18 protein-coding genes and 2 pseudogenes are annotated in these 18,079 nt (G+C 70.9%); 3 read left to right on the top strand and 17 right to left on the bottom strand.

From position 1 onward, the window contains the following. Positions 1-48 precede the first annotated feature (48 nt). From ACRRRO_RS12655 to ACRRRO_RS12675, 5 genes are read right to left on the bottom strand one after another with little or no spacing between them, the layout of a single operon-like run. Positions 49-543 carry a dihydrofolate reductase gene (locus ACRRRO_RS12655; protein WP_424796946.1) on the bottom strand — a complete coding sequence of 165 codons (495 nt, stop codon included), beginning with the start codon at positions 541-543 and terminating at the stop codon, positions 49-51. A gap of 40 nt (positions 544-583) precedes the next feature. Further along, on the bottom strand, positions 584-1,381 hold the full coding sequence (locus ACRRRO_RS12660; RefSeq protein ID WP_424796945.1) for a thymidylate synthase: 798 nt from the start codon (positions 1,379-1,381) through the stop codon (positions 584-586). 5 nt (positions 1,382-1,386) lie between these two features. Next, positions 1,387-2,130 (bottom strand): hypothetical protein, encoded by a 744-nt coding sequence (locus ACRRRO_RS12665; protein WP_424796944.1) that lies wholly within the window; start codon positions 2,128-2,130, stop codon positions 1,387-1,389. A 5-nt stretch (positions 2,131-2,135) separates the two neighbouring features. Then, on the bottom strand, positions 2,136-2,558 hold the full coding sequence (locus ACRRRO_RS12670; RefSeq protein WP_424787555.1) for an OsmC family protein: 423 nt from the start codon (positions 2,556-2,558) through the stop codon (positions 2,136-2,138). After that, positions 2,555-3,703 (bottom strand): hypothetical protein, encoded by a 1,149-nt coding sequence (locus ACRRRO_RS12675; protein WP_424796943.1) that lies wholly within the window; start codon positions 3,701-3,703, stop codon positions 2,555-2,557. The genes ACRRRO_RS12670 and ACRRRO_RS12675 overlap by 4 nt, the downstream gene beginning before the upstream one ends. 43 nt (positions 3,704-3,746) lie before the next feature. On the opposite strand from ACRRRO_RS12675, the gene ACRRRO_RS12680 reads away from it, so the two are divergent. Then, positions 3,747-4,571: a hypothetical protein gene (locus ACRRRO_RS12680; protein ID WP_424796942.1), complete on the top strand. Its 825-nt coding sequence runs from the start codon at positions 3,747-3,749 to the stop codon at positions 4,569-4,571. Positions 4,572-4,641: 70 nt separating this feature from the next. Here the strand turns inward: ACRRRO_RS12680 and ACRRRO_RS12685 are convergent, their stop codons facing one another. Continuing rightward, a complete protein-coding gene (locus ACRRRO_RS12685) occupies positions 4,642-5,400 on the bottom strand; it encodes an NUDIX hydrolase (protein ID WP_424796941.1) in 759 nt (252 codons plus the stop codon). A 3-nt stretch (positions 5,401-5,403) separates the two neighbouring features. After that, complete coding sequence (locus ACRRRO_RS12690) at positions 5,404-5,901, bottom strand: DUF2505 domain-containing protein (RefSeq protein ID WP_424796940.1); 498 nt, start codon at positions 5,899-5,901, stop codon at positions 5,404-5,406. Between the two features lie 84 nt (positions 5,902-5,985). Between ACRRRO_RS12690 and ACRRRO_RS12695 the strand changes: the two genes are divergently transcribed. After that, entirely contained in the window at positions 5,986-7,443 is a 1,458-nt protein-coding gene (locus ACRRRO_RS12695) for a sensor histidine kinase (RefSeq protein ID WP_434080350.1), read from the top strand. A 130-nt stretch (positions 7,444-7,573) separates the two neighbouring features. Here the strand turns inward: ACRRRO_RS12695 and ACRRRO_RS12700 are convergent, their stop codons facing one another. Further along, the gene (locus ACRRRO_RS12700) at positions 7,574-7,822 is read right to left on the bottom strand and encodes a WhiB family transcriptional regulator (protein WP_424787560.1); all 249 of its coding nucleotides are present in this window, start codon (positions 7,820-7,822) and stop codon (positions 7,574-7,576) included. A gap of 267 nt (positions 7,823-8,089) precedes the next feature. Between ACRRRO_RS12700 and ACRRRO_RS12705 the strand changes: the two genes are divergently transcribed. Beyond that, positions 8,090-8,503 carry a hypothetical protein gene (locus tag ACRRRO_RS12705; RefSeq protein WP_424796939.1) on the top strand — a complete coding sequence of 138 codons (414 nt, stop codon included), beginning with the start codon at positions 8,090-8,092 and terminating at the stop codon, positions 8,501-8,503. Here ACRRRO_RS12705 and ACRRRO_RS12710 read toward each other — a convergent pair. From ACRRRO_RS12710 to ACRRRO_RS12750, 9 genes and pseudogenes are all read right to left on the bottom strand, one after another. Further along, positions 8,500-9,450, bottom strand: coding sequence for a hypothetical protein (locus ACRRRO_RS12710; RefSeq protein WP_434080351.1), 951 nt, complete (start codon positions 9,448-9,450; stop codon positions 8,500-8,502). The two genes, ACRRRO_RS12705 and ACRRRO_RS12710, sit on opposite strands and share 4 nt — an antisense overlap. Beyond that, complete coding sequence (locus ACRRRO_RS12715) at positions 9,398-11,410, bottom strand: FtsK/SpoIIIE domain-containing protein (protein WP_434080352.1); 2,013 nt, start codon at positions 11,408-11,410, stop codon at positions 9,398-9,400. Before ACRRRO_RS12715 ends, ACRRRO_RS12710 begins: the two co-directional genes overlap by 53 nt. Next, a complete protein-coding gene (locus ACRRRO_RS12720; protein WP_434080353.1) occupies positions 11,410-12,591 on the bottom strand; it encodes an FtsX-like permease family protein in 1,182 nt (393 codons plus the stop codon). Before ACRRRO_RS12720 ends, ACRRRO_RS12715 begins: the two co-directional genes overlap by 1 nt. Continuing rightward, positions 12,486-14,564 (bottom strand): FtsX-like permease family protein, encoded by a 2,079-nt coding sequence (locus tag ACRRRO_RS12725; RefSeq protein WP_434080354.1) that lies wholly within the window; start codon positions 14,562-14,564, stop codon positions 12,486-12,488. Before ACRRRO_RS12725 ends, ACRRRO_RS12720 begins: the two co-directional genes overlap by 106 nt. Beyond that, complete coding sequence (locus ACRRRO_RS12730) at positions 14,564-15,316, bottom strand: ABC transporter ATP-binding protein (RefSeq protein WP_424796936.1); 753 nt, start codon at positions 15,314-15,316, stop codon at positions 14,564-14,566. Before ACRRRO_RS12730 ends, ACRRRO_RS12725 begins: the two co-directional genes overlap by 1 nt. Positions 15,317-15,423: 107 nt before the next feature. Next, complete coding sequence (locus ACRRRO_RS12735) at positions 15,424-15,777, bottom strand: hypothetical protein (protein ID WP_434081584.1); 354 nt, start codon at positions 15,775-15,777, stop codon at positions 15,424-15,426. Next, a pseudogene (locus ACRRRO_RS12740) lies at positions 15,723-16,013 on the bottom strand (protein-L-isoaspartate O-methyltransferase family protein); the annotation flags it as partial. The pseudogene ACRRRO_RS12740 and the gene ACRRRO_RS12735, both read right to left, overlap by 55 nt. Before the next feature lie 41 nt (positions 16,014-16,054). Further along, positions 16,055-16,746, bottom strand: a pseudogene (locus tag ACRRRO_RS12745) (response regulator). After that, positions 16,743-18,044, bottom strand: coding sequence for a sensor histidine kinase (locus tag ACRRRO_RS12750; RefSeq protein ID WP_424796933.1), 1,302 nt, complete (start codon positions 18,042-18,044; stop codon positions 16,743-16,745). The pseudogene ACRRRO_RS12745 and the gene ACRRRO_RS12750 overlap by 4 nt, the downstream one beginning before the upstream one ends. Positions 18,045-18,079 lie beyond the last annotated feature (35 nt).

Here is an 18,079-nt window from a genome sequence, read left to right on the forward strand (position 1 = left end):
CAGGATCTCGAGCGGTGCGGCTCGGCCGCACCCCCGGTGCGCCCCGCCCTACTCCCCGGGTACAGCCCGCTCGAACCGCAGGATCCGGAACCGGATTCCGGACTCGCTCTCTCGCCACGCGCCGGTCTCGACCACCTGCCAGGGCGGAGTGATCGGTGGGGCGAAGACGTCGCCGTCGACCTCCAGGTCGATCTCGGTGACGACCAGCACATCAGCCAGGTCCATCCCCTGGGCGTAGACCTGGCCGCCTCCACAGATCCATGCCTCGCTCTCGTGCACCAGCGCCGCCGCTGTGGGAAGGTCCCGGACCACCTCGGCGCCCGGTGCGCGGTAGTCCTCCTGGCGGGTCAGCACGATATTGCGCCGGCCCGGCAGCGGCCGGAACCGCAGGGGGAGCGATTCCCACTGCCGCCGACCCATGATCACCGGGTGTCCGTGCGTGGTTGCCTTGAAGTGCGCCATGTCCTCCGGCAGGTGCCACGGCAGATCGTTGGCGCGCCCGATCACCCGGTCATGGGCCTGCGCCCAGATCATTCCCAGCATGGCAACGTCCCCTCCCAGCGCATCGTCCCTGCGGGTCGACTCAGACCGCGATCGGCGCCTTGATGCCGGGGTGATGCTGGTAGCCGGTCACCTCGACGTCCTCGAAGCGGTAGGAGAAGAGGTCGTCGGCCTTGCGCAGCTCCAACTGCGGGAACTCGAACGGCTCGCGCGTCAACTGTTCGCGTACCTGCTCGGTGTGGTTGGCATAGATGTGGCAGTCGCCACCGGTCCAGATGAACTCGCCCAACTCCAGATCCACCTGTTGGGCCACCATCTGGGTGAGCAGGGCGTAGGAGGCGATGTTGAACGGCACGCCCAGGAACAGGTCGGCGCTGCGCTGGTACAACTGGCACGACAACTTCCCGTCGGCCACATAGAACTGGAAGAACGCGTGGCACGGCGCCAGCGCCATGGCATCCAAGTCGGCCACGTTCCAGGCCGAGACGATGATCCGGCGCGAGTCCGGGTCGGAGCGGAGTTGTTCCAGGACACCGGTGATCTGATCGATATGACCGCCGTCGGGCGTGGGCCACGAACGCCACTGGACACCGTAGACGGGGCCGAGTTCGCCGTCGTCGTCGGCCCACTCGTCCCAGATCCGCACCCCGTTCTCGCGCAGGTAGGCGATGTTGGAGTCCCCCCGCAGGAACCACAGCAACTCGTGCACGATCGACTTCAGGTGCACTCGCTTGGTGGTGATCAGCGGGAACGCCTGCGCGAGGTCGTAGCGCAACTGGTGCCCGAACCGGGACAACGTCCCGGTGCCGGTGCGGTCGGACTTGACCGTACCCTCTCGCAACACCAGGTCGAGCAGGTCCTCGTACTGTCTGTCCGCCATGGGACTCATCGTAGGCCGGGCTCGTCCGCTCCCGGCCCAGGCGCCCCGGCGGTGCCGAGCGCGCGCGGCGCTGGTTGGGTGATCAACTTGGGGGTGGCGCCGATCTCGCGGGTGAACTCCATGGGTGGCGGTCCGAACGCGGAGTCGATCCCCCGGATCATCGACCTGCCCATCACCCGACCGCCGGTGTACCCCACCACCGCGCCGACACCGAAGGGCAGCAACCGGCCGAGCATGATCGAACCGGCCTTGGCCGTGCTGGTGGCGATCACCCGTTTGCGGAGCGTGCGGTTCACGGCCTTGACGGTGCCCAGCGGAACCCGCGTCATCAGTGCCCTGCCCCAGGTCACACTGGTGACTCCGATCTGCTCCTGGAGCAGTTCGGGACCCTTCGGGCCGAGCAGGGCGGTCAGCAGCACGGCTTTGCGGCGCGGGACGTCCTCGACGTCGATCCCGTGCACATCCGCCACCCCCAGCGCGAGCACGCCCGAGGCGCCCAGGAACGCCGCCACCTGCCCGGAGGTGATCAATAGGGCCGCGCCGGTACCCAGCGCGGGCACCGCAGCCACCGCACCGACCGCGCCGCCGGACCCGCCGACCGCCAGCAGGTATCGCCTGTGCAGGATGGCCAGGATCTGCTCCGGAGACGCCTGGGGGTGTTTCGTGCGGATGTCATCGACGTAGGAGTGCACCCGCGCCGAGGGGATCGTGACCGCGGTGTTCAGGAGATCATCCAGCCGGCTCGGCATCGATCTCACCCCTCGGAGGTGACCCGCAGGGTCTGGGGCATGCCCTTGTCCAGGGTGCGCCCCACCGTGCAACCGCGGTCGACGGCCTTGTGCACCAGGTCGATCAATGTGGCGCGCTCGTCCTCATCCAGAGCCTCCATGTTCACCACGATCTCCACCTCACCGCGGCTGTACCGGTTCTGGCCCGCCACGGCCGTGGTCTGCACGCCGACGTAGGCGTCGAAATCGTCACCGAGGGCGCGGGCCAGGGCCCGGTCGGCGCTCATCAGGTTGCACGCGGCCAACCCCATCGCGAACAGGTCCGAGGGGGTGAAGGTGCCGTCGGCTCCCCGCGGACCGATCTTCACCTCGGCTCCGGTGGAACTGCGCCCGGTGTAGGTGTTGGTGCCGGTGCGCTCAGCCCATAGCGCGCTCTGCGAAGTGTTCATGTGCCGATGGTGACACGATCCGTGGGACTTGGCCCACCCGGAACCGGCTCGCCCAACTCGGCCAGGATCTGCAGGTATCGCACCCGGTGGGCGTTCACATCCGTCATCTTGGTGGCGATGTCGGAGATGAAGTCCTCCCGGTAGATCGAATCGGTCAGTACCGAGACCGCGTAGTACAGGCCGGTGAACATCGCCATCGCCACCGAGACCCGCAGGTGCGTCTGGGTGATCACGAGCCGCTCGTCGCCGAAGACGATCTGGTATTGCCAGCCGCCGTCCTCGATCCGCCACAACTCCTGCAGCGTCGGGGTGATGGTCAGTACGCCGAGGGCGAAGAAGAACAGCCCGACTCCCAGGCTGATCACCACCACCTGGAGCAACTGGTTCGAGGCGACCATCACCGCCACGTTCACCAACTGGGCCCGGGACAGTCTGGGCAACCGATCGGCCTGCGGGGTGTTCCGCTTCGCCTGGCGCAGGATCTGTGCGGTCTCGGTGCGCAGCCGGATCCGAAGGATGAGCAGGATCAGCACGGCGAAGAAGACCACGAGCGCCACATCCGAGGCACCGGGGGTGTGGTGGAAGAGCTGCCAGACCTCCGCTGAGTAGAACAGGGCCATCGAGAAGATCAGCAGCAACGGCAGGAAGCGCACCAGGCGCAGCAGCGAGGATCCGAGTTCGTTGCCCACCCGGCTGGCGCCCCACCACAGGGTTGCGGCCAGCCCGTACCGCACCACCAGTCTGATCAGGCCGAGCAGGAGCAGATTGGACCCGGCGATCATCAATCCCGCCCGCCATTGCCCACCGGAGAGGAACACCAGCAGCGCCGGCGCCAGCACGAAGAACGCCAACTCGGACTTACCCACGCTCTGCGGCAGTGTCGACCAGTGGCGCCCCCGGGCCACGTTCAGCCCGGCATAGCCCAGGAAGAGGCCGAGCAGCACCAGCAGGATCGCAGTGGTGTTGAGCCACCACGGCCAATCGAACCGTGCTGCGACCGATATCTCGAACAGCAGCACCGCGACCAGCACCGGGGCGGCGCGGCCGAACACGTCACGGCGAGCCGAGTGATCGTGCACCAGCAACGGCAGCCCGTAGCGACGGAACGTGCGCTCACACGCGGCACGCTCCTCCTTCAGCGTCATGGCGGCAAGCGTACTCACCGGGTCGTTACGCCAGACTGGGGTCGTGACATGTGTTTTCGTTCTCGGCAAGCCGGCCGAGCGGTCCCCGACGATCGCCGCTGCGATCCAGGACCTTCGCGGGCGCGGGATCGACGTGCGCACGCTCGTGCCCGAGGCGGCGAGCGCCGGTGCGGGGAGCTCCGGTGCGACGGGCTCTGGCGGGGAAGCAGGGCCCGACGACGGTGCGTGGCGGGTGGACGGCAAGATGCGGCTGGTGCGGCAGGACCTGACGGGGGCGCGGTTGATCGCCCAGCGTGGCCTGGCCCCCGAGGTGCTGGACCTGTTGACGCCCTGGGCCCGGCGGTGCTGTAACGATCCCGTAGCCACGGCGCTGACCCATCGTCGCGCCGTGCTCCTCGACGTGCTGGCCCGGGCCGGGCTGGCCGTGCCCCGCACGAGCCTGGAGCCTGATTACCAAGACGCGCGCGCCGCCGGCGCCGTGATCAAAGCCGCCGATGCCCGAGCCGGCCGTGGGGCGGGGGTGCTCCTGCCCGGCACCGCTCCGGCCGAGCCCCCGTTTCCGGGCCCCTACCTCCTGCAGGAGCACCTGGAGGGCTGGGAGGCCAAGATGTACGTCTTCGGCGCACAGGTACGGTCCGCCCGCCGGCCCGGCGGCCGGCAGTCCGGCGGTGAGGTCTACACCCCTGCGGCCGACCACGCCGACCTTGCCCGTGCCGCAGCCGGGGCGGTCGGTGTGGAACTGTGCGGGGTGGACCTGATGATCACCGCAGACGGACCCGTGGTGATCGACGTGAACGCCTTCCCCTCGGCCACGAAGATCCCCGGCGCGGCGGGATTGATCGCCGCGCACCTGGTGACCCGGCTCTGAGGCCGGGAGAGTCCGGTGGCCGGGGCCGCGGGTTCGCGTCCCGGACGCCGGCCCTGCCCGTCCCCGATGTTCAGGCCGGTTCCCGAGCGCCGGAGAGGTCGTCGCTGCCGTCCCGCGGGATGGGCTCGGCGCCGCGTCCACGCGCCTCCGCTACCGGCATCAGGTACCGGTTGCCCGGATCCCACGGCCGGGTCCAGCCCAACTGGGTGAAGAGGTGGTCGAGCAGATTCCCGGTGAACCCCCACACCCATCCCACCGGGAGCCGGAACCCCACCGAGGTGAATCTGGTCAACCCGGCTACCTGGACCGAACGGCGCAGCTGCGGGTCCAGCAGACCGGCTACCGGGACGCGCAGCGCATGCAGGACCTCACCGGGTTGGGCCCGCTCGAACCCGGACGCCTCGGTCCAGGCCAGCACCGGATGCACCACGAACGAACTGACCGGTACCAGCGCCGGCGGCAACTCACCGATCACCTCTGCCCGGTCCGGATGCAGACCGATCTCCTCGTGGGTCTCCCGCAGGGCGGCGGTGACGACGTCCTCCCCGGGCTCGATCCGCCCACCCGGCAGGGAGATCTGCCCGGGGTGGTCACGCAGTACGGTGGAGCGCTGGACCAGGAACAGATCGGCCGCGGGCACCGACTCCTCAGCCCCCGGTGCCTCGTCGGACTCCTGCGCCGGTGCCAGCAGGACCAGCACCGCGGCCCGTCGGAACCCGCGGGCACTCTCGGGATCGAACCGGTGCGGTCCCGGCCAGGGCGGAAACCGGCGTGCCAGGTTCTGGCGGTTCAGGTGCGCCAGACCGTCCCGAGCCGGATGTGGGCTCACAGGTCACGACCCGCCAAGGCGCTCCAGTCCCACCTTGTACTCGGCCTCCAGCACGCGCTGGACGGCCTGCACCACCGCCTTCTCCACCGCCGGACCCACCAGGGGGATCGGCGCGCTGACCTCACCCTCGTACCGGACCCGGGTCGTCTCGGCGTCGCCGGACAGCCTCGTGCGGGCCGTGCACCGCGCCGGCGCCCCGGTGATGTCCATGCTCACGGTGGCGGTGCGCCCGGCCTCGGCATCTGCCGGGCCCCAGGCCTGCACCATCTTCAGTTCGATCGTTGAGCCGACCAGTGAGCGCATGGAGTGCGGGATGGTGTCGGTGGGCATCCGTCGCGTAGCCGAGACGATGAAGGCGCCGTCCTCACCGTGGGCCACCTCATGCCGCGCGGACACCGAACCGGAGGCGCGGGCGCTGTCACGCAGGTAGTCCTCGTCACCGAGCATCCGGGCCACACGGGCCGGATCGGCGGGGTAGTCGTGCGTGACCTCGAAGCGCATAGGGCCACGATACCCCCGCCCGTCCGGTCACCAGGTGCGCACGGCCGGAGCCCGTGCTGGAAGTAGGGTGGTCCGGTGTCCACGATGAGTGCATTGATCGCCCGCATGAGTGACCTCGGAGCGCAGGACGTCGAGTGGCTGCACCTGTTGGTCGCCGACTGGCAGGTGATCTCCGATCTGGGCTTTGCCGATCTGGTGCTCTGGCTTCCCACCAAGGACGACGACGTGGTCGCGATCGCCCACGCCCGCCCGTCCACCGGGGCTACGGTCCATCACGACGACGTGGTCGGCCAGTCGGCCCCGCCCGGCCTGCGCACGATGCTCCTGGCCGCCGCACAGTCCAAGACGCAGTCCCGGTTGCGGGAGGCACGCTGGGAGGGTTCCTTCGCGATCCGGGAGGAGGCGATCCCGGTGGTGCGCGGTGGGCGCACTCTGGCCGTCGTCGCCCGGCAGACCTACCTGGGTGGCAACCGCACCCCGTCGCGGCTGGAGTTGAACTACGTCGAGTCCGCCGATGAGTTGTGCGCCATGATCGCCCGTGGCGAGTTCCCGCTCGCCCATGCCGCTACCGGTCCGCGCCGGGGCGCGCCACGGGTTGGCGATGGCCTGGTCCGCCTGAACGCCGAGGGCGAGACGCTGTACGCGAGCCCGAACGCGGTCAGCGCGCTGCACCGGCTCGGCGTGACCGATGAGATCGTGGGCGTGTCGATGGCGGAGGTCATCACCCCGCTGATCGAGGACTCCTCCCCGGTGGATGAGTCGCTGCCGCTGGTAGTGATGGGCCGGGCCGCCTGGCGCACCGAGGTCGAGGCGCGCGGGGTGTCGCTGTCCCTTCGCGCGTTGCCGATCACCGAACACGGGGAACGGACCGGGGCGGTGCTGCTGATCCGGGACGTCTCGGAATTGCGGCGCCAGGAACGCGAACTGCTGACCAAGGACGCCACCATCCGCGAGATTCACCACCGGGTGAAGAACAATCTCCAGACAGTGGCGGCTCTGCTGCGACTCCAGGCACGCCGCACCGGTTCGAGCGAGGCGCGCACCGCGCTGGAGGAGGCCATGCGCCGCGTCGCGACGATCGCGACGGTGCATGAGGCGCTGTCACAGACCATCGATGAGGCGGTCGACTTCGACGCGGTGTTCGGACGCACGTTGCGGATGGCCGCCGATGTGGCCTCCGGTGAGGCCCGGGTGGTCACCGAACGCACCGGGGAGTTCGGCGGGGTGCCGGCCACCGACGCCAGCGCGCTGGCGGTGGTGCTGACCGAACTGGTCACCAACGCCGTCGAGCACGGGCTGGCGGGCCAGAACGGGACGGTTCGGATCGACGCCAGGCGTGCGGGCAACCAGTTGCGGGTGCGGGTCAGCGACGACGGCGTGGGCATGGACGCGGAGCAGGCAGCCGACGGGCTGGGAACGCAGATCGTGCGGACCCTGGTGGCCACCGAACTCGACGGCTCGATCGAGTGGGAACCCCTCGAGGGCGGGGGCACCTCGGTGACGTTGAGGGCCACCTTGGCCGACGTCCGCGATGCCGGCTGATCAAGAAGCAGACGTGCCGGTGAAGAAAAACAACCATGGTTGGAAAAGCCGGTTGGCAGAGACGTAAGAAAAAGCCGGCCGGATCCCTGTCGAGATCCGGCCGGCTCGTTCTGTCAGGTGTGGAGTCGGCTCAACCCGCGCGCCGTGCACGAGCGGTGCGACGCTTCAGCGCCCGGCGCTCGTCCTCGGACATCCCGCCCCAGACACCAGCGTCCTGGCCGGATTCCATCGCCCACTTCAAGCAGGTGTCGATAACGTCGCAGCGCCGGCAGACGCCTTTGGCTTCCTCGATCTGAACGAGGGCGGGCCCGGTGTTCCCGATCGGGAAGAAGAGTTCGGGGTCCTCGTTCAGACAGGCAGCCTGATTACGCCAATCCATCTGTGGTGCACTCCTTGGTAGGCATGACGATCAACGCGGTGACAGCCTGAGGCTGTGCTCGACGACCGCTGAGCGGGTGTGCGGGACGCGTTGATCGGCTCGGTAAAAAGTCCTTCTTTAGGTTCACACGACACGTGCTGTTTCACAAGGGGTAGCCGGTAGCTTTCCACTGCACCGTCGTGAGACATCCCTCACATTCCATGGAATGAGAAGGTGCCGAATCCGAGCGCAGGCCCTGCCCCGGAATACCCCCATTAGGGTAGGGCCATGCCCGAGAAGTCACCGTCTCCGCGCCCGATCCTGCTGACGGTGGCCCTGGTCCTGGTCGGGCTGCAGGTGCTCGGTCTGATCGTCCTGGCGATCGGCGGTCTGGGCGGACTGCTCCGTGCCGCCAGCCTTGAGCAGGTCACGATCGTCACACTCGCGGTGGTGCTGTTGGGGCTGGCCCTGTTGGTCGGTGCCGCCGGCTGGGGGTTGTGGCAGGGCAAGCGGTGGGGCCGCGGGCCCGTGGTCACCTGGCAGTTGCTGCTGCTGGCGGTGGGCGTCAGCGGTCTGGGCGGCCAGGAGTGGTGGGCCACCGTGGTACCGATCGTGATGTCGCTGGTGATCATTGCCGGGGTGCTCGCGCCGTCCTCCCGTGCGGCGACCGATCGCGGTGGCCGTCCCGACGCGGTGCTCTAGGTCGCCTCGACCCCATCGGGGCGGGCCACCTGCACCGGAACCACCCGTGGGCCTTCCACCAACACGCCGCGCCCCGGTTCCGGGTCGGGGTCCAGCCGGCTCCGGATGTCCACGCCGGTCAGGTGCGGGCTGACCGCACCGAGCGCCACCACGACGTCGGCTTCACGCAGGCGAGCCGCCAGGTCGTGGTAGGTGTTCAGCAACCGGTCCGGGTGTGCTGCCCCTACGACGACGCGGGTCCGGTCGGCCAGGAGAGTGAGGGTCCGGGTGACCTGGGCGGGCGTGAGCCGGTCGACGTCGTCGATCATCAGCACGTCAGTGCGCTGACGTACTTGGGCACCGATCGTGGCCAGCGTGGTGCTGCGGCCCCTTCCGGGCATACCGGCGATCAGCCAGGTGGCGCCGGGCGGCAGGTGAGCACCCACCCAGGTGGCGTCGTCATCGCCGATGCCCAGCCAGATGCGTTGTGGCTGTTCCGGGGTGGCAGGACGATCGGTCAGCGCCACCTCCTGCGGCAGCGGGCGCAGGCGCAGGACCGGCCCGTCCGGTGGGGGCCACGTCTCGGCGCCGGCATCCTCCGGTAGTGCCACCTGGCACACCACCGAGGTGCGGGGGGTCAGCAGTACCCCACGCCCCGGTGGCCAGCCGCTGCCGGTGAGTTCCTTGGGCACCCCGGCCAGCGCGGCGTCGGCGGGATCGCGGGGAGCCAGCACCAGGTGCTGGTCCACCTGGGCGGCCCAGCGGTGCGCCGGTACCGGGGCGGTGAGCACCGCCGACAGACCCCTGCGGCGCGCCCGGCGCAGCAGCGTGGCGATCAGGTCGGTGCCCGCGCCGGCACCGGCGACCTCATCGAGTGCGCCGGCCCAGGCGTCGACGTCGTCGATCACCAGCATCTCAGCGCCGCGGCGGCCGGCCAGCAGGTGCAGCAGCCGCCCGGCCCGGCGCACATCGGCACTGGCGCACCAGGTTCCTGCTGCGGGCGCGGTCTCGGGGATGAGGGGGTCCTCGGCGAGCACATGGACTGCCACGCCCCGGCGCAGCGCGAGGCCGGCCAACGTCGCCGCGGCCGTGGACCGGCCCGAACCGGGTGGCCCGCTGATCACGATGCTGGCCGGCAGGCAGGGTGCCCACGCCCAGACGTTGCTCCTCGGGCAGGTCGGTGCGCAGCCAGCCCTGCGCCGGGCCAGCCGGCAACTCGGTAACCGTGAGGGACTCCGGCAACGGCGGCGCCCAGGGCGGGGGAAGATCCGCTCGCCACGGCTCGGTCCTGATCAGGTCCTCGGCGGCGGATCGGATGGCGTCCACCAGTTCCCCTACCGCAGCGGTATCCCCGCCCCAGGCCGACTGGAAGGTGGTGGTGGTCTCGGTGCGCAGGATCGCCCGACCCGGTACCGCCGGCAGCCGGGCCGCGGCCGTCATGCCGATCGTGTCGGTGGAGTCGGCCTCCTCCAGGACGCGCAGGCAAAGCCGGGTGGTCAGGTTCGCGCGCATGTCGGCGCTGATCGCTCCGGCTGGGCGCTGGGTGGCCAGCACCAGGTGGATCCCCAGGGACCGCCCCTGAGCAGCCAGGCGGACCAGGTCGTCCAGATGCTCGGGGTGGTCATCGGACATCGCGCGGAACTCATCGACGATCACCATCAGCCGTGGCAGCCGCCCGCCGCCGCCCTCGCCGTCGGGACGGCCGCGCTGGTACTCGGCCAGGTTCGTCGCGCCCGCCCGGGCCAGGATCTGCTCGCGCCGGAGCAGTTCGGCGCGCAGACTGGCCAGCGCTCGTGAGGTGGCCGACCCGTCCAGGTCGGTGAGGACCCCCAGCACCTGTGGCAACGGGCTGATCGGGGCGAACGTGGCACCGCCCTTGTAGTCCACCAGCAGGAACGCCAGGTTCCCCGGTGGGTACCGCGCGGCCAGTGCCAGCACCCAGGAGAGCAGCAGTTCGGACTTGCCCGACCCGGTGGTGCCGGCCACCACGGCATGCGGACCCTCGCGGACCAGGTCGAGGCACACCGGGCCGCTGCCGTCGTGGCCGATGTGGGCGGCCAGACCGGTGTCGGCGCTGCGCCACCGCTGCCCGATGTCGGTGGCGGTATGCGGGCCGATCAGTTCGGCAAGCGGTGCCACCCGGGGGATGGCCACCACCGCGTGTGCGCCGGTGGCCAGCACCGAGCACACGGCACCCGCCCACCGGGAGGAGACCCGGCGGTCGTGACCGGGCCGCACCTGGATGATCCGGGCGCACCACGGCGGCACCTGCCCCAGGTGGCGGGCCAGCACCAGGTGCGCCGCCGCGACGTCGGCTCCGTCTGCGGCGTCCTCGGCCTCCAGCACCCGGAGCACGCGGGCAGGTCCATCACCGCTGTCCGGCAGCGCCGTCGCCCAGGCCCACCCGTCGGGCACCTCGGTCCGCCAGTGCCCGGGTGGGGAGCGCACCACGAGTTGGCAGAGCAGGTAGCGCGCTAGGGACTCACTCTCCGCTCGGCCGCCCACCAGGGCCACGCCGGCACCATCGGCCGGGACCGGCAGGCAACCAGCCCGGCGGGTTCCCGACCGGCCCCCGTGGGCGGGCACCGCCGGCAGACCCGCGTCCGCGGTGCCGACGTCCCATCCCGCCTCCTCGGCCGGGCACTGCCCCGGTGCGGGGACGAGGCTCCCGCGCTGGGCGGCCACGATCAGCGCGGCCGGGTCATCAACGCGCGGACACCCGGTCGGGGCGTCCGGGCTGCTCGGGCCAAGCGGGCCGGTCGGGCCGGAACCGGTGGGCGCCTCCGGTCCCTGCGGCCGATGGCGCCGTCGTCGCCGGTTCAGGGCCGGCCAGGCAAGGGCGAGCCCCATCGGGATCAGCAACAACGGCAGCAGCCGCCAGAGGCCGGCACCACCGGCCAACAGCGCCGGCACCATCCCTACGCTCATCAGTAAAGGCAGCACCATTCCCGGCATGGCCGGATCCACGCTGCCGGCCCGCGCACGTGCGGGTTCGGCTGCGCGTAACGACGGGTGCGGACGGACCTGCAGGGTGCTGGTGCCCACGTGCAGCAGGTCCCCGGCCCGTATCCGCCGCCAGCGGCCGGTGACGCGCCGGCTGCGCCGCCGCCATCGCAGGCCCGAGCCCCCAGCACCCGGGCCGACTGTGCCCGCGAACGCCCACGGGCCGGGCGCCACCGTGAGCCGTTGGCGCTATCCAGGTCCCGGACCTGTATCCGCCCGCTTCGGTGCCGCAGGTGCAGGTGGTTCCGGGACAGGTGCGCATCACACAGTCGCAGACCCGCATCCGCACCGCGGCCCACGATGATTCCCCGACTGTCCAGACCGGCGACCCAGCCGGCATCGGGCCCGGCGATCACGGCGATGTGCACGTGGGTGCGCATCGCCCCACGGACCCGGGCTGCGTCGTCGTCGGCCATATCCCTCAGCCTGCGCGGGTGCCCCGGCCGGTACACGGGACCGGCCGGGGCGTTGTGGACACCGGGATCGGTGATCCACAACCGCGTCCCGGTGCTAGGGGCCGGCCAGAGCCACCACGGGGGCATCACGCACCGCTGACCGGGCCGGCAGCACCGAGGCCGCCAGACCAGCGGCCAGGGCACCGGCCAGGACCAGGCCCAGGTCGCGCCAGGGCACATCAGCGTGACGTCCCCGAGTCCGGAGAGCATCACCGTGGAACCGGCCCAGCCGTACGCCACACCGGCGACGATCCCGATCACGGCGCCGGCGAAGGAGATCAGCACCGCCTCGGCCGCGAGCATGCCGCGCAGCCGACCCCGGGACAGTCCCATGGCCCGCAGCGTGGCTGACTCCCGCCGTCGTTCCAGCACGGACAACGACAGTGTGTTGGCCACCCCGACCAGGGCGATCACCACCGACACCCCGAGCAGGGCGACGACGATGGCCAGCAACGTGCTGATCACCTCTTGGTACCCGGCCCGCTCCACACCGCTGCCGCCCAGCCACGCGGTGGGGTTCCCGGGTGAGGCGGCCTGCAGATCGGTCAGGGCCGTCTGCACCTCACGGACCACATCCATTTCGTCGGCGCCGTCGGCAAAGCGTGCCCAGGCCGTGGTGATCTGTGCCGACTCGTCGAGTTCGGCCAGCACCTCGGGTGAGACCAGGGCGGTGCCCGGATGCCGGACAGGTGGACACGCAAGGACACCTCGGTGCCGTCCTGGGCGGTGATGGTGACCTCGTCCTCGTCCTCCAGGTCGTACCAGTCGTGGTGACTGTGCGGCAGCACGACGGTCCCCTCGGGGATGCCCCCGGCGAGGTCGGGATCGCGCACCACCTGCTCGAGGCTGCCCTCGGCCACAGCGCCGACGAACTGGGTGGTCTCGGTGCCGGTGCGCGCCGAGCGGAGTTCGACGACGGCCTGCTCGATCAGGACTGTCTCGCTGATGTCGGGATGGTCGGCGAGGACCTGCACCTGCCCGCGAGAAGGTTCCGCGCCGTTGTGACCAACCGACATGGTCAGGTCGACGCCGAAGCGCTCGTCCAGGTTCCGCGACAGGGACTCCTGTGCGGTCAGCGCACCAGTGGACATCATGGCCACCAGCGCCACGCTGATCATCAGGGCCGATGCGGTGGCGCCGGTGCGCCGCGGGTTGCGCACAGCGTTGGCGGTAGCGAGCCGTGCCGGCACCGATCGGCCCAGGAGGCGGCCGTTGAGACGGATCAGCGCGGGCACGATGAACATCGCCCCGATCAGTAGCCCCAGCAGCGACAACAGCCCCCCGAGCACGCCGATCCCCAGGGCCAGGAACACCGCGTCGGAACCCTCACCAGCCCCGACCGACAGGACGAGGGCGCCGGCGAGCAGCGCCGCGCCGGTCACCAGGGAACCGATCGCCAGTGCGATGCGTGCTCGTCCGGCGCGGCGCTCGGGCTTTCCCTCCACCGGCTGCAGGGCCGCCAGTGGTGCCACCCGGGTGGCCAGCCGAGCCGGGATCGCGCAGGCTCCCACGGTGACGATCAGGCCGGTGAGCAAGGTGGCCGCCACGATGCCCGGGCTCAGGTGCACCGTGGTGTCCAGGGGCACCTCGTCGTTCGCCCCCGCGAGCAGGTTGAGCCCGCCGGCGACCACGGCCACGGCCAACCCCAGTGCCACCGCGGCGGCGAGCAGGCCCAGCACCGCGGCCTCGAGGAGCACGGAGCGGCGGATCTGCGCTCTGGAGGCACCGACACAACGCAGCAGGGCCAGGGTGCGGGTGCGCTGGGCGATCAGCACGGTGAAGGTGTTGGCGATCACCAGCGCAGCCACGGCGAGAGCCACCGCGGCGAATGCGAGGCCCAGAGCGGTCAGCATGCCATCCCCGGTGAAATCCGCGGCCATGTCCTCAGCCCGCTCGGTGACGGTCTGCACCGTGACGCCCGGGAGGCTCTCCTCGAGACCGGTGCGCACCTGGGCCAGGTCGGCGTCGCCTGACATCAGCACGACCGCCTCGGTGAAGTGCAGCCGGTCCGCTGCGCCACCCGTGCGGTCCCACGCCTCGAATGTGACCGCATCGGTCAGGACCTGCTGGGCCATCGCGAAGAAGGACGACGGTGCCTCGAGGAGTCCCACGACCTGCACCGTGCGTTCGTGTTCGGTGGGCTCCGCGCCGTCGTCGAGACCTGCCGGATCCTCCCAGGTCAGGGTGATCTCGTCGCCGAGCCCGGCACCCAGCCGTTGGGCGAGGTCGGCCACCACGGCCACCTGGCCCTCAGCCTCGGGGAGCGCACCGTCGGTCAGGGTGGGCACGGACAGCCGGGCATCGGAGGGGACCGGACCCATCATCGCCCACTCGCTACGCTCACCGGCGTGCAGGTCGATGAAGGCTCGGGAGACCGGGTTCACCGCGGTGACCCCGTCCACCTGACCCAGTTCGTGCACCTGGTCCAGGCTCATCCCGCCCGAGCCGATCACCAGGTCCGCCTCGGCGTAGCCGGCTGCCATGGTGTTGTGCGTGGTGGCCTCGACCGTGGCCCCGGCCAGCAGGGTGGTCGCCACGAATGCCGAACCGAGCACGATCGCCAGCGCGGCTGCGCCCAGCCGCCCGGCGGAGGAGCGCATCTGGTGCAGCGCGACGCGCCACATCAGCGGGCCCCCACGGTGGGACGCAGCGACTCCAGCCCGGCGATCACCGAATCCGCGGTGGGGTCGGTGATGGCGCCCGCGATGCGCCCATCGGCCAGCAGCACCACCTCGTCGGCGTAGGCGGCGGCGGTGGGGTCGTGGGTGACCATCACCACCGTCTGGGTGAGTTCGCGCACACTGCGGCGCAGGAACGCCAGCACCTCGGTGCCGGAGCGGGAGTCCAGGTTGCCGGTGGGTTCGTCGGCGAAGATCACCTCGGGCCGGGTGGACAGGGCCCGGGCGATCGCGACCCGTTGCTGCTGTCCGCCGGAGAGTTCGTGGGGCTTGTGATGCAGCCGCTCGTCCAGGCCGAAGGATGCGGTCAGCAGGTCCAGCCAGTCCGGGTCCACCGTGCGCCCGGCGAGTTGGCTCGGCAGGGCGATGTTCTGTGCTGCGGTGAACATCGGAAGCAGGTTGAAGCTCTGGAAGACGAACCCGATCCGGTCCCTGCGTACCTTGGTCAGTGCCGCATCGGACAGGGCCGTCAGGTCGGTGTCGCCGAGGAAAGCCTGACCGGAGGTGGCCGAGTCCAACCCGGCCAGCAAGTGCATCAAGGTGGACTTACCGGATCCGGAGGGGCCCATGATGGCGGAGAATCTGCCGGCGGCGAAGGAGATGTTCACGGCGTCCAGGGCGCGCACGGACACCTCCCCGCGACCATAGATCTTGGTCAGGTCGGCCGCGCGTACCGCGGTGGTCTCATCGGTTCTCATGTTGGAGACGTTAGATCTGCGCCGCCTCGGTCACATCGGGCCGTGGACGGGTTCGTCTCTCATCCCCCGGGATGACGCCGGGGCGGGTCACCGACCCACGGGGGAGGTCAACGCAGCCTGACGAAGGCCCACTGCCCGGGCAGATGCTCGGTGCGGACCTCCTGACCGGCCCGGGTGACCACAGCCATCCGTCCGGCCGCGGGAATGACCATGCGACCGCCGTCGTCGAGCTGGCTGACCAGTTCGGTCGGGATCTGGCCGCCGTCGGCCGAGACCAGGATCCGGTCCCAGGTACGTCCGGCGTGCCCAGCACGTCGGGTGTGGCCAAGTCGACGCGCACCCAGGGAAGGTCGTACCCACTCAGTGCCGTGCGGGCGAAACCGACCAGGAAATCGGTGAGGTCCAGGCCCAGGACCTCGCCCCCGGGCCCGGTCAACTGGCCCAGCAGGGCGCTGGTCCAGCCCGACCCGGAACCGATGTCCAGCACCCGGTGACCGGGGCGGACGTCCAGGGCCTGCAGCATCCGTCGTACGGTGCTGGGTTGGGAATTGGTGGAACCGTCGGCCAGCGGTAACGGGTGGTCCTGGTGGGCCTGATCGCGCAGTGCCTCCGGCAGGAAGTCGGCGCGCTCGATCGCCCTCATCGCGGCCACCACCGGGTCGGTGGGGCGGTGCGGGCGCTCGCTGAAGGTGGCCATGCTGCGACCGTACTGCGCGATGTGGCCGTGCGCTTGCCGGCTCAATTGCCGGCGTGGACCAACCCGGTCTCGTAGGCGATCACCACGGCCTGGACCCGGTCGCGCGCGCCGAGTTTGGCCAGCACCCGGCCCACGTGGGTCTTCACGGTTGCCTCGGCGACATAGAGCCGGGCGGCGATCTCGGTGTTGGTGTGACCGCGTGCGATTAGTTCCAGCACCTCCCGCTCCCGGCTGGTCAGCACCTCGAGCACCTGCGCCGGCGCCCGCTCCTGCGCCGGGGCCATGGTGGCCAACTGTCCGAGTAGCCGGCGGGTGGCCGAGGGAGCGATCACCGCGTCACCGGAGTGCACCGTGCGGACGGCCGCGAGCATCTGCTCCGGCGGGGTGTCCTTGAGCAGGAACCCACTGGCACCGGCCTTGATCGCTCGCAGCACGTACTCATCGAGGTCGAAGGTGGTCAGGATGATGACCTTGGGACCGCTGTCGTCGCCGGCGGTGCCCCCGCCGGTGAGTTCGGCGGTGGCGGCGATGCCGTCCATCGCCGGCATCCGGACGTCCATCATCACTACATCCACGGGGTGGGACCCCAGCAGTCGTAGGGCTGCGCGCCGTCGCCGGCCTCGACCGACACCTCCATGTCCGGCTGGGAGTTGATCACCATCGCCAGGCCCGCGCGGACCAGATGCTGATCGTCGACCAGCCCGACCCGGATGGTCTGCGCGCTCTCGCTCATCTGCGCTCCTGTTCTTTCTGTGCTGCGGGCCCGGCGCCGGGTGGTTGCCCGGAGGCGGGTGCCGGGAGGCGGGCATGCACCTGCCAGCCGCCGGTGGGTCCGGGGCCGGCGGTGAGGTCGCCACCCGCCATCGTGGCACGTTCGCGCATCCCGGACAGGCCGTGGCCTGCGCCGGGCGGAGCCGCCGCGCCGTAGCCGTCGTCGATGACCCACACCTCCAGGTGGGTGGGGTGCCAGCCCAGGTGCACCCGGACCTGGGCGCCGGGCCCGGCGTGCTTGAGCACGTTGGTCAGGGACTCCTGCACGATCCGGTACACGCTCAGCCCGGTGCTGGCCGGAACGGGGCGCGGGGTGCCGGAGCGTCCCAGTGACACCTGTAAGCCGGCCTGGCGCACCGGGGTGAGCAGCGTGTCCAGGTCATCGGTGCCCGGTTGGGGCACGAACTCGGGTCCGGCGCCGCCCTCGCGCAGGACGCCCAGGATGCGGCGCAGGTCGGCCAGCGCGGTGCGGCCGGACTCGGCGATGGTGCTCAGGGCGGCCTCGGCGGCCCTGGGGTCGCCGGCCGCGGCGTACCGGCCGCCGTCGGCCTGCGAGATCACCACGGCCAAGGAGTGGGCGACCACGTCGTGCATCTCCCGGGCGATCCGGGCCCGCTCGGCTGCGGTGGCGATCTGGGCCTGCTGGTCGCGTTCGATCTCCAGCCGCAGGGCACGTTCGGCGAAGGACTCCAGCTGTTGCACCCGGGCCTTGCGCACCAGGGCCAGGGCCCAGACGGCCAGCACGAGTGCGGCGGGCAGCGCGAAGGATATGCCGCCGGTGAGGATGCTCTCCGTGTCCAGTTCGGCCAGGCTCATTGATCCGTAGAAGGTCATGCTCGCCACTGCCAGAAGCAGGCAACCCAGCAGCGCGCCGCCGAGCCCGGCAAGGCGCGCCCACCGCGGCCCGTAGACGGTGACGGAGTACAGCGCGGCGAAGATGAGCACATCGGCCGGGAGCAGCGGGGTCCCGGTGGCGAAGTGCAGCAGCGCGCCGCTGTAAACCACGATGGCCGATATCGCCGGGTGGGAGCGGCGCCAGGCCAGCGCGCCCGGCATCGCCACCGAGGCGACGACCGCCCCGAGGCCCGCTGCGACGGTGGTGGGGCCCACGCCCCCGGCCAGGCCGTACGTCAGCGGGCCGAGCAGAAGGAACGCGCCGATGGCCAGGATGACGTCGCTCGACCGCGGCCTGGTGGGGCGGATCAACGCCACGGCGCCGGGGTGCGGCAGGCCCCGGCGCTGGTGGTCCGCATGCGTCATGGCGCCACGATAGGCCCGACCACCCCGGCGCAGCG

This window comes from Sanguibacter sp. Z1732 (assembly GCF_051020515.1).
Classification (GTDB): domain Bacteria; phylum Actinomycetota; class Actinomycetes; order Actinomycetales; family Beutenbergiaceae; genus CALKWS01.

Bases quoted from the DNA above. Each gene is read 5' to 3' on its own strand.
- ACRRRO_RS12655 (WP_424796946.1), bottom strand. From the start codon at position 543: ATGCTGGGAATGATCTGGGCGCAGGCCCATGACCGGGTGATCGGGCGC.
- ACRRRO_RS12660 (WP_424796945.1), bottom strand. From the start codon at position 1,381: ATGGCGGACAGACAGTACGAGGACCTGCTCGACCTGGTGTTGCGAGAG.
- ACRRRO_RS12665 (WP_424796944.1), bottom strand. From the start codon at position 2,130: ATGCCGAGCCGGCTGGATGATCTCCTGAACACCGCGGTCACGATCCCC.
- ACRRRO_RS12670 (WP_424787555.1), bottom strand. From the start codon at position 2,558: ATGAACACTTCGCAGAGCGCGCTATGGGCTGAGCGCACCGGCACCAAC.
- ACRRRO_RS12675 (WP_424796943.1), bottom strand. From the start codon at position 3,703: ATGACGCTGAAGGAGGAGCGTGCCGCGTGTGAGCGCACGTTCCGTCGC.
- ACRRRO_RS12690 (WP_424796940.1), bottom strand. From the start codon at position 5,901: ATGCGCTTCGAGGTCACGCACGACTACCCCGCCGATCCGGCCCGTGTG.
- ACRRRO_RS12695 (WP_434080350.1), top strand. From the start codon at position 5,986: ATGAGTGCATTGATCGCCCGCATGAGTGACCTCGGAGCGCAGGACGTC.
- ACRRRO_RS12700 (WP_424787560.1), bottom strand. From the start codon at position 7,822: ATGGATTGGCGTAATCAGGCTGCCTGTCTGAACGAGGACCCCGAACTC.
- ACRRRO_RS12705 (WP_424796939.1), top strand. From the start codon at position 8,090: ATGCCCGAGAAGTCACCGTCTCCGCGCCCGATCCTGCTGACGGTGGCC.
- ACRRRO_RS12715 (WP_434080352.1), bottom strand. From the start codon at position 11,410: ATGAGCGTAGGGATGGTGCCGGCGCTGTTGGCCGGTGGTGCCGGCCTC.
- ACRRRO_RS12725 (WP_434080354.1), bottom strand. From the start codon at position 14,564: ATGTGGCGCGTCGCGCTGCACCAGATGCGCTCCTCCGCCGGGCGGCTG.
- ACRRRO_RS12730 (WP_424796936.1), bottom strand. From the start codon at position 15,316: ATGAGAACCGATGAGACCACCGCGGTACGCGCGGCCGACCTGACCAAG.
- ACRRRO_RS12750 (WP_424796933.1), bottom strand. From the start codon at position 18,044: ATGACGCATGCGGACCACCAGCGCCGGGGCCTGCCGCACCCCGGCGCC.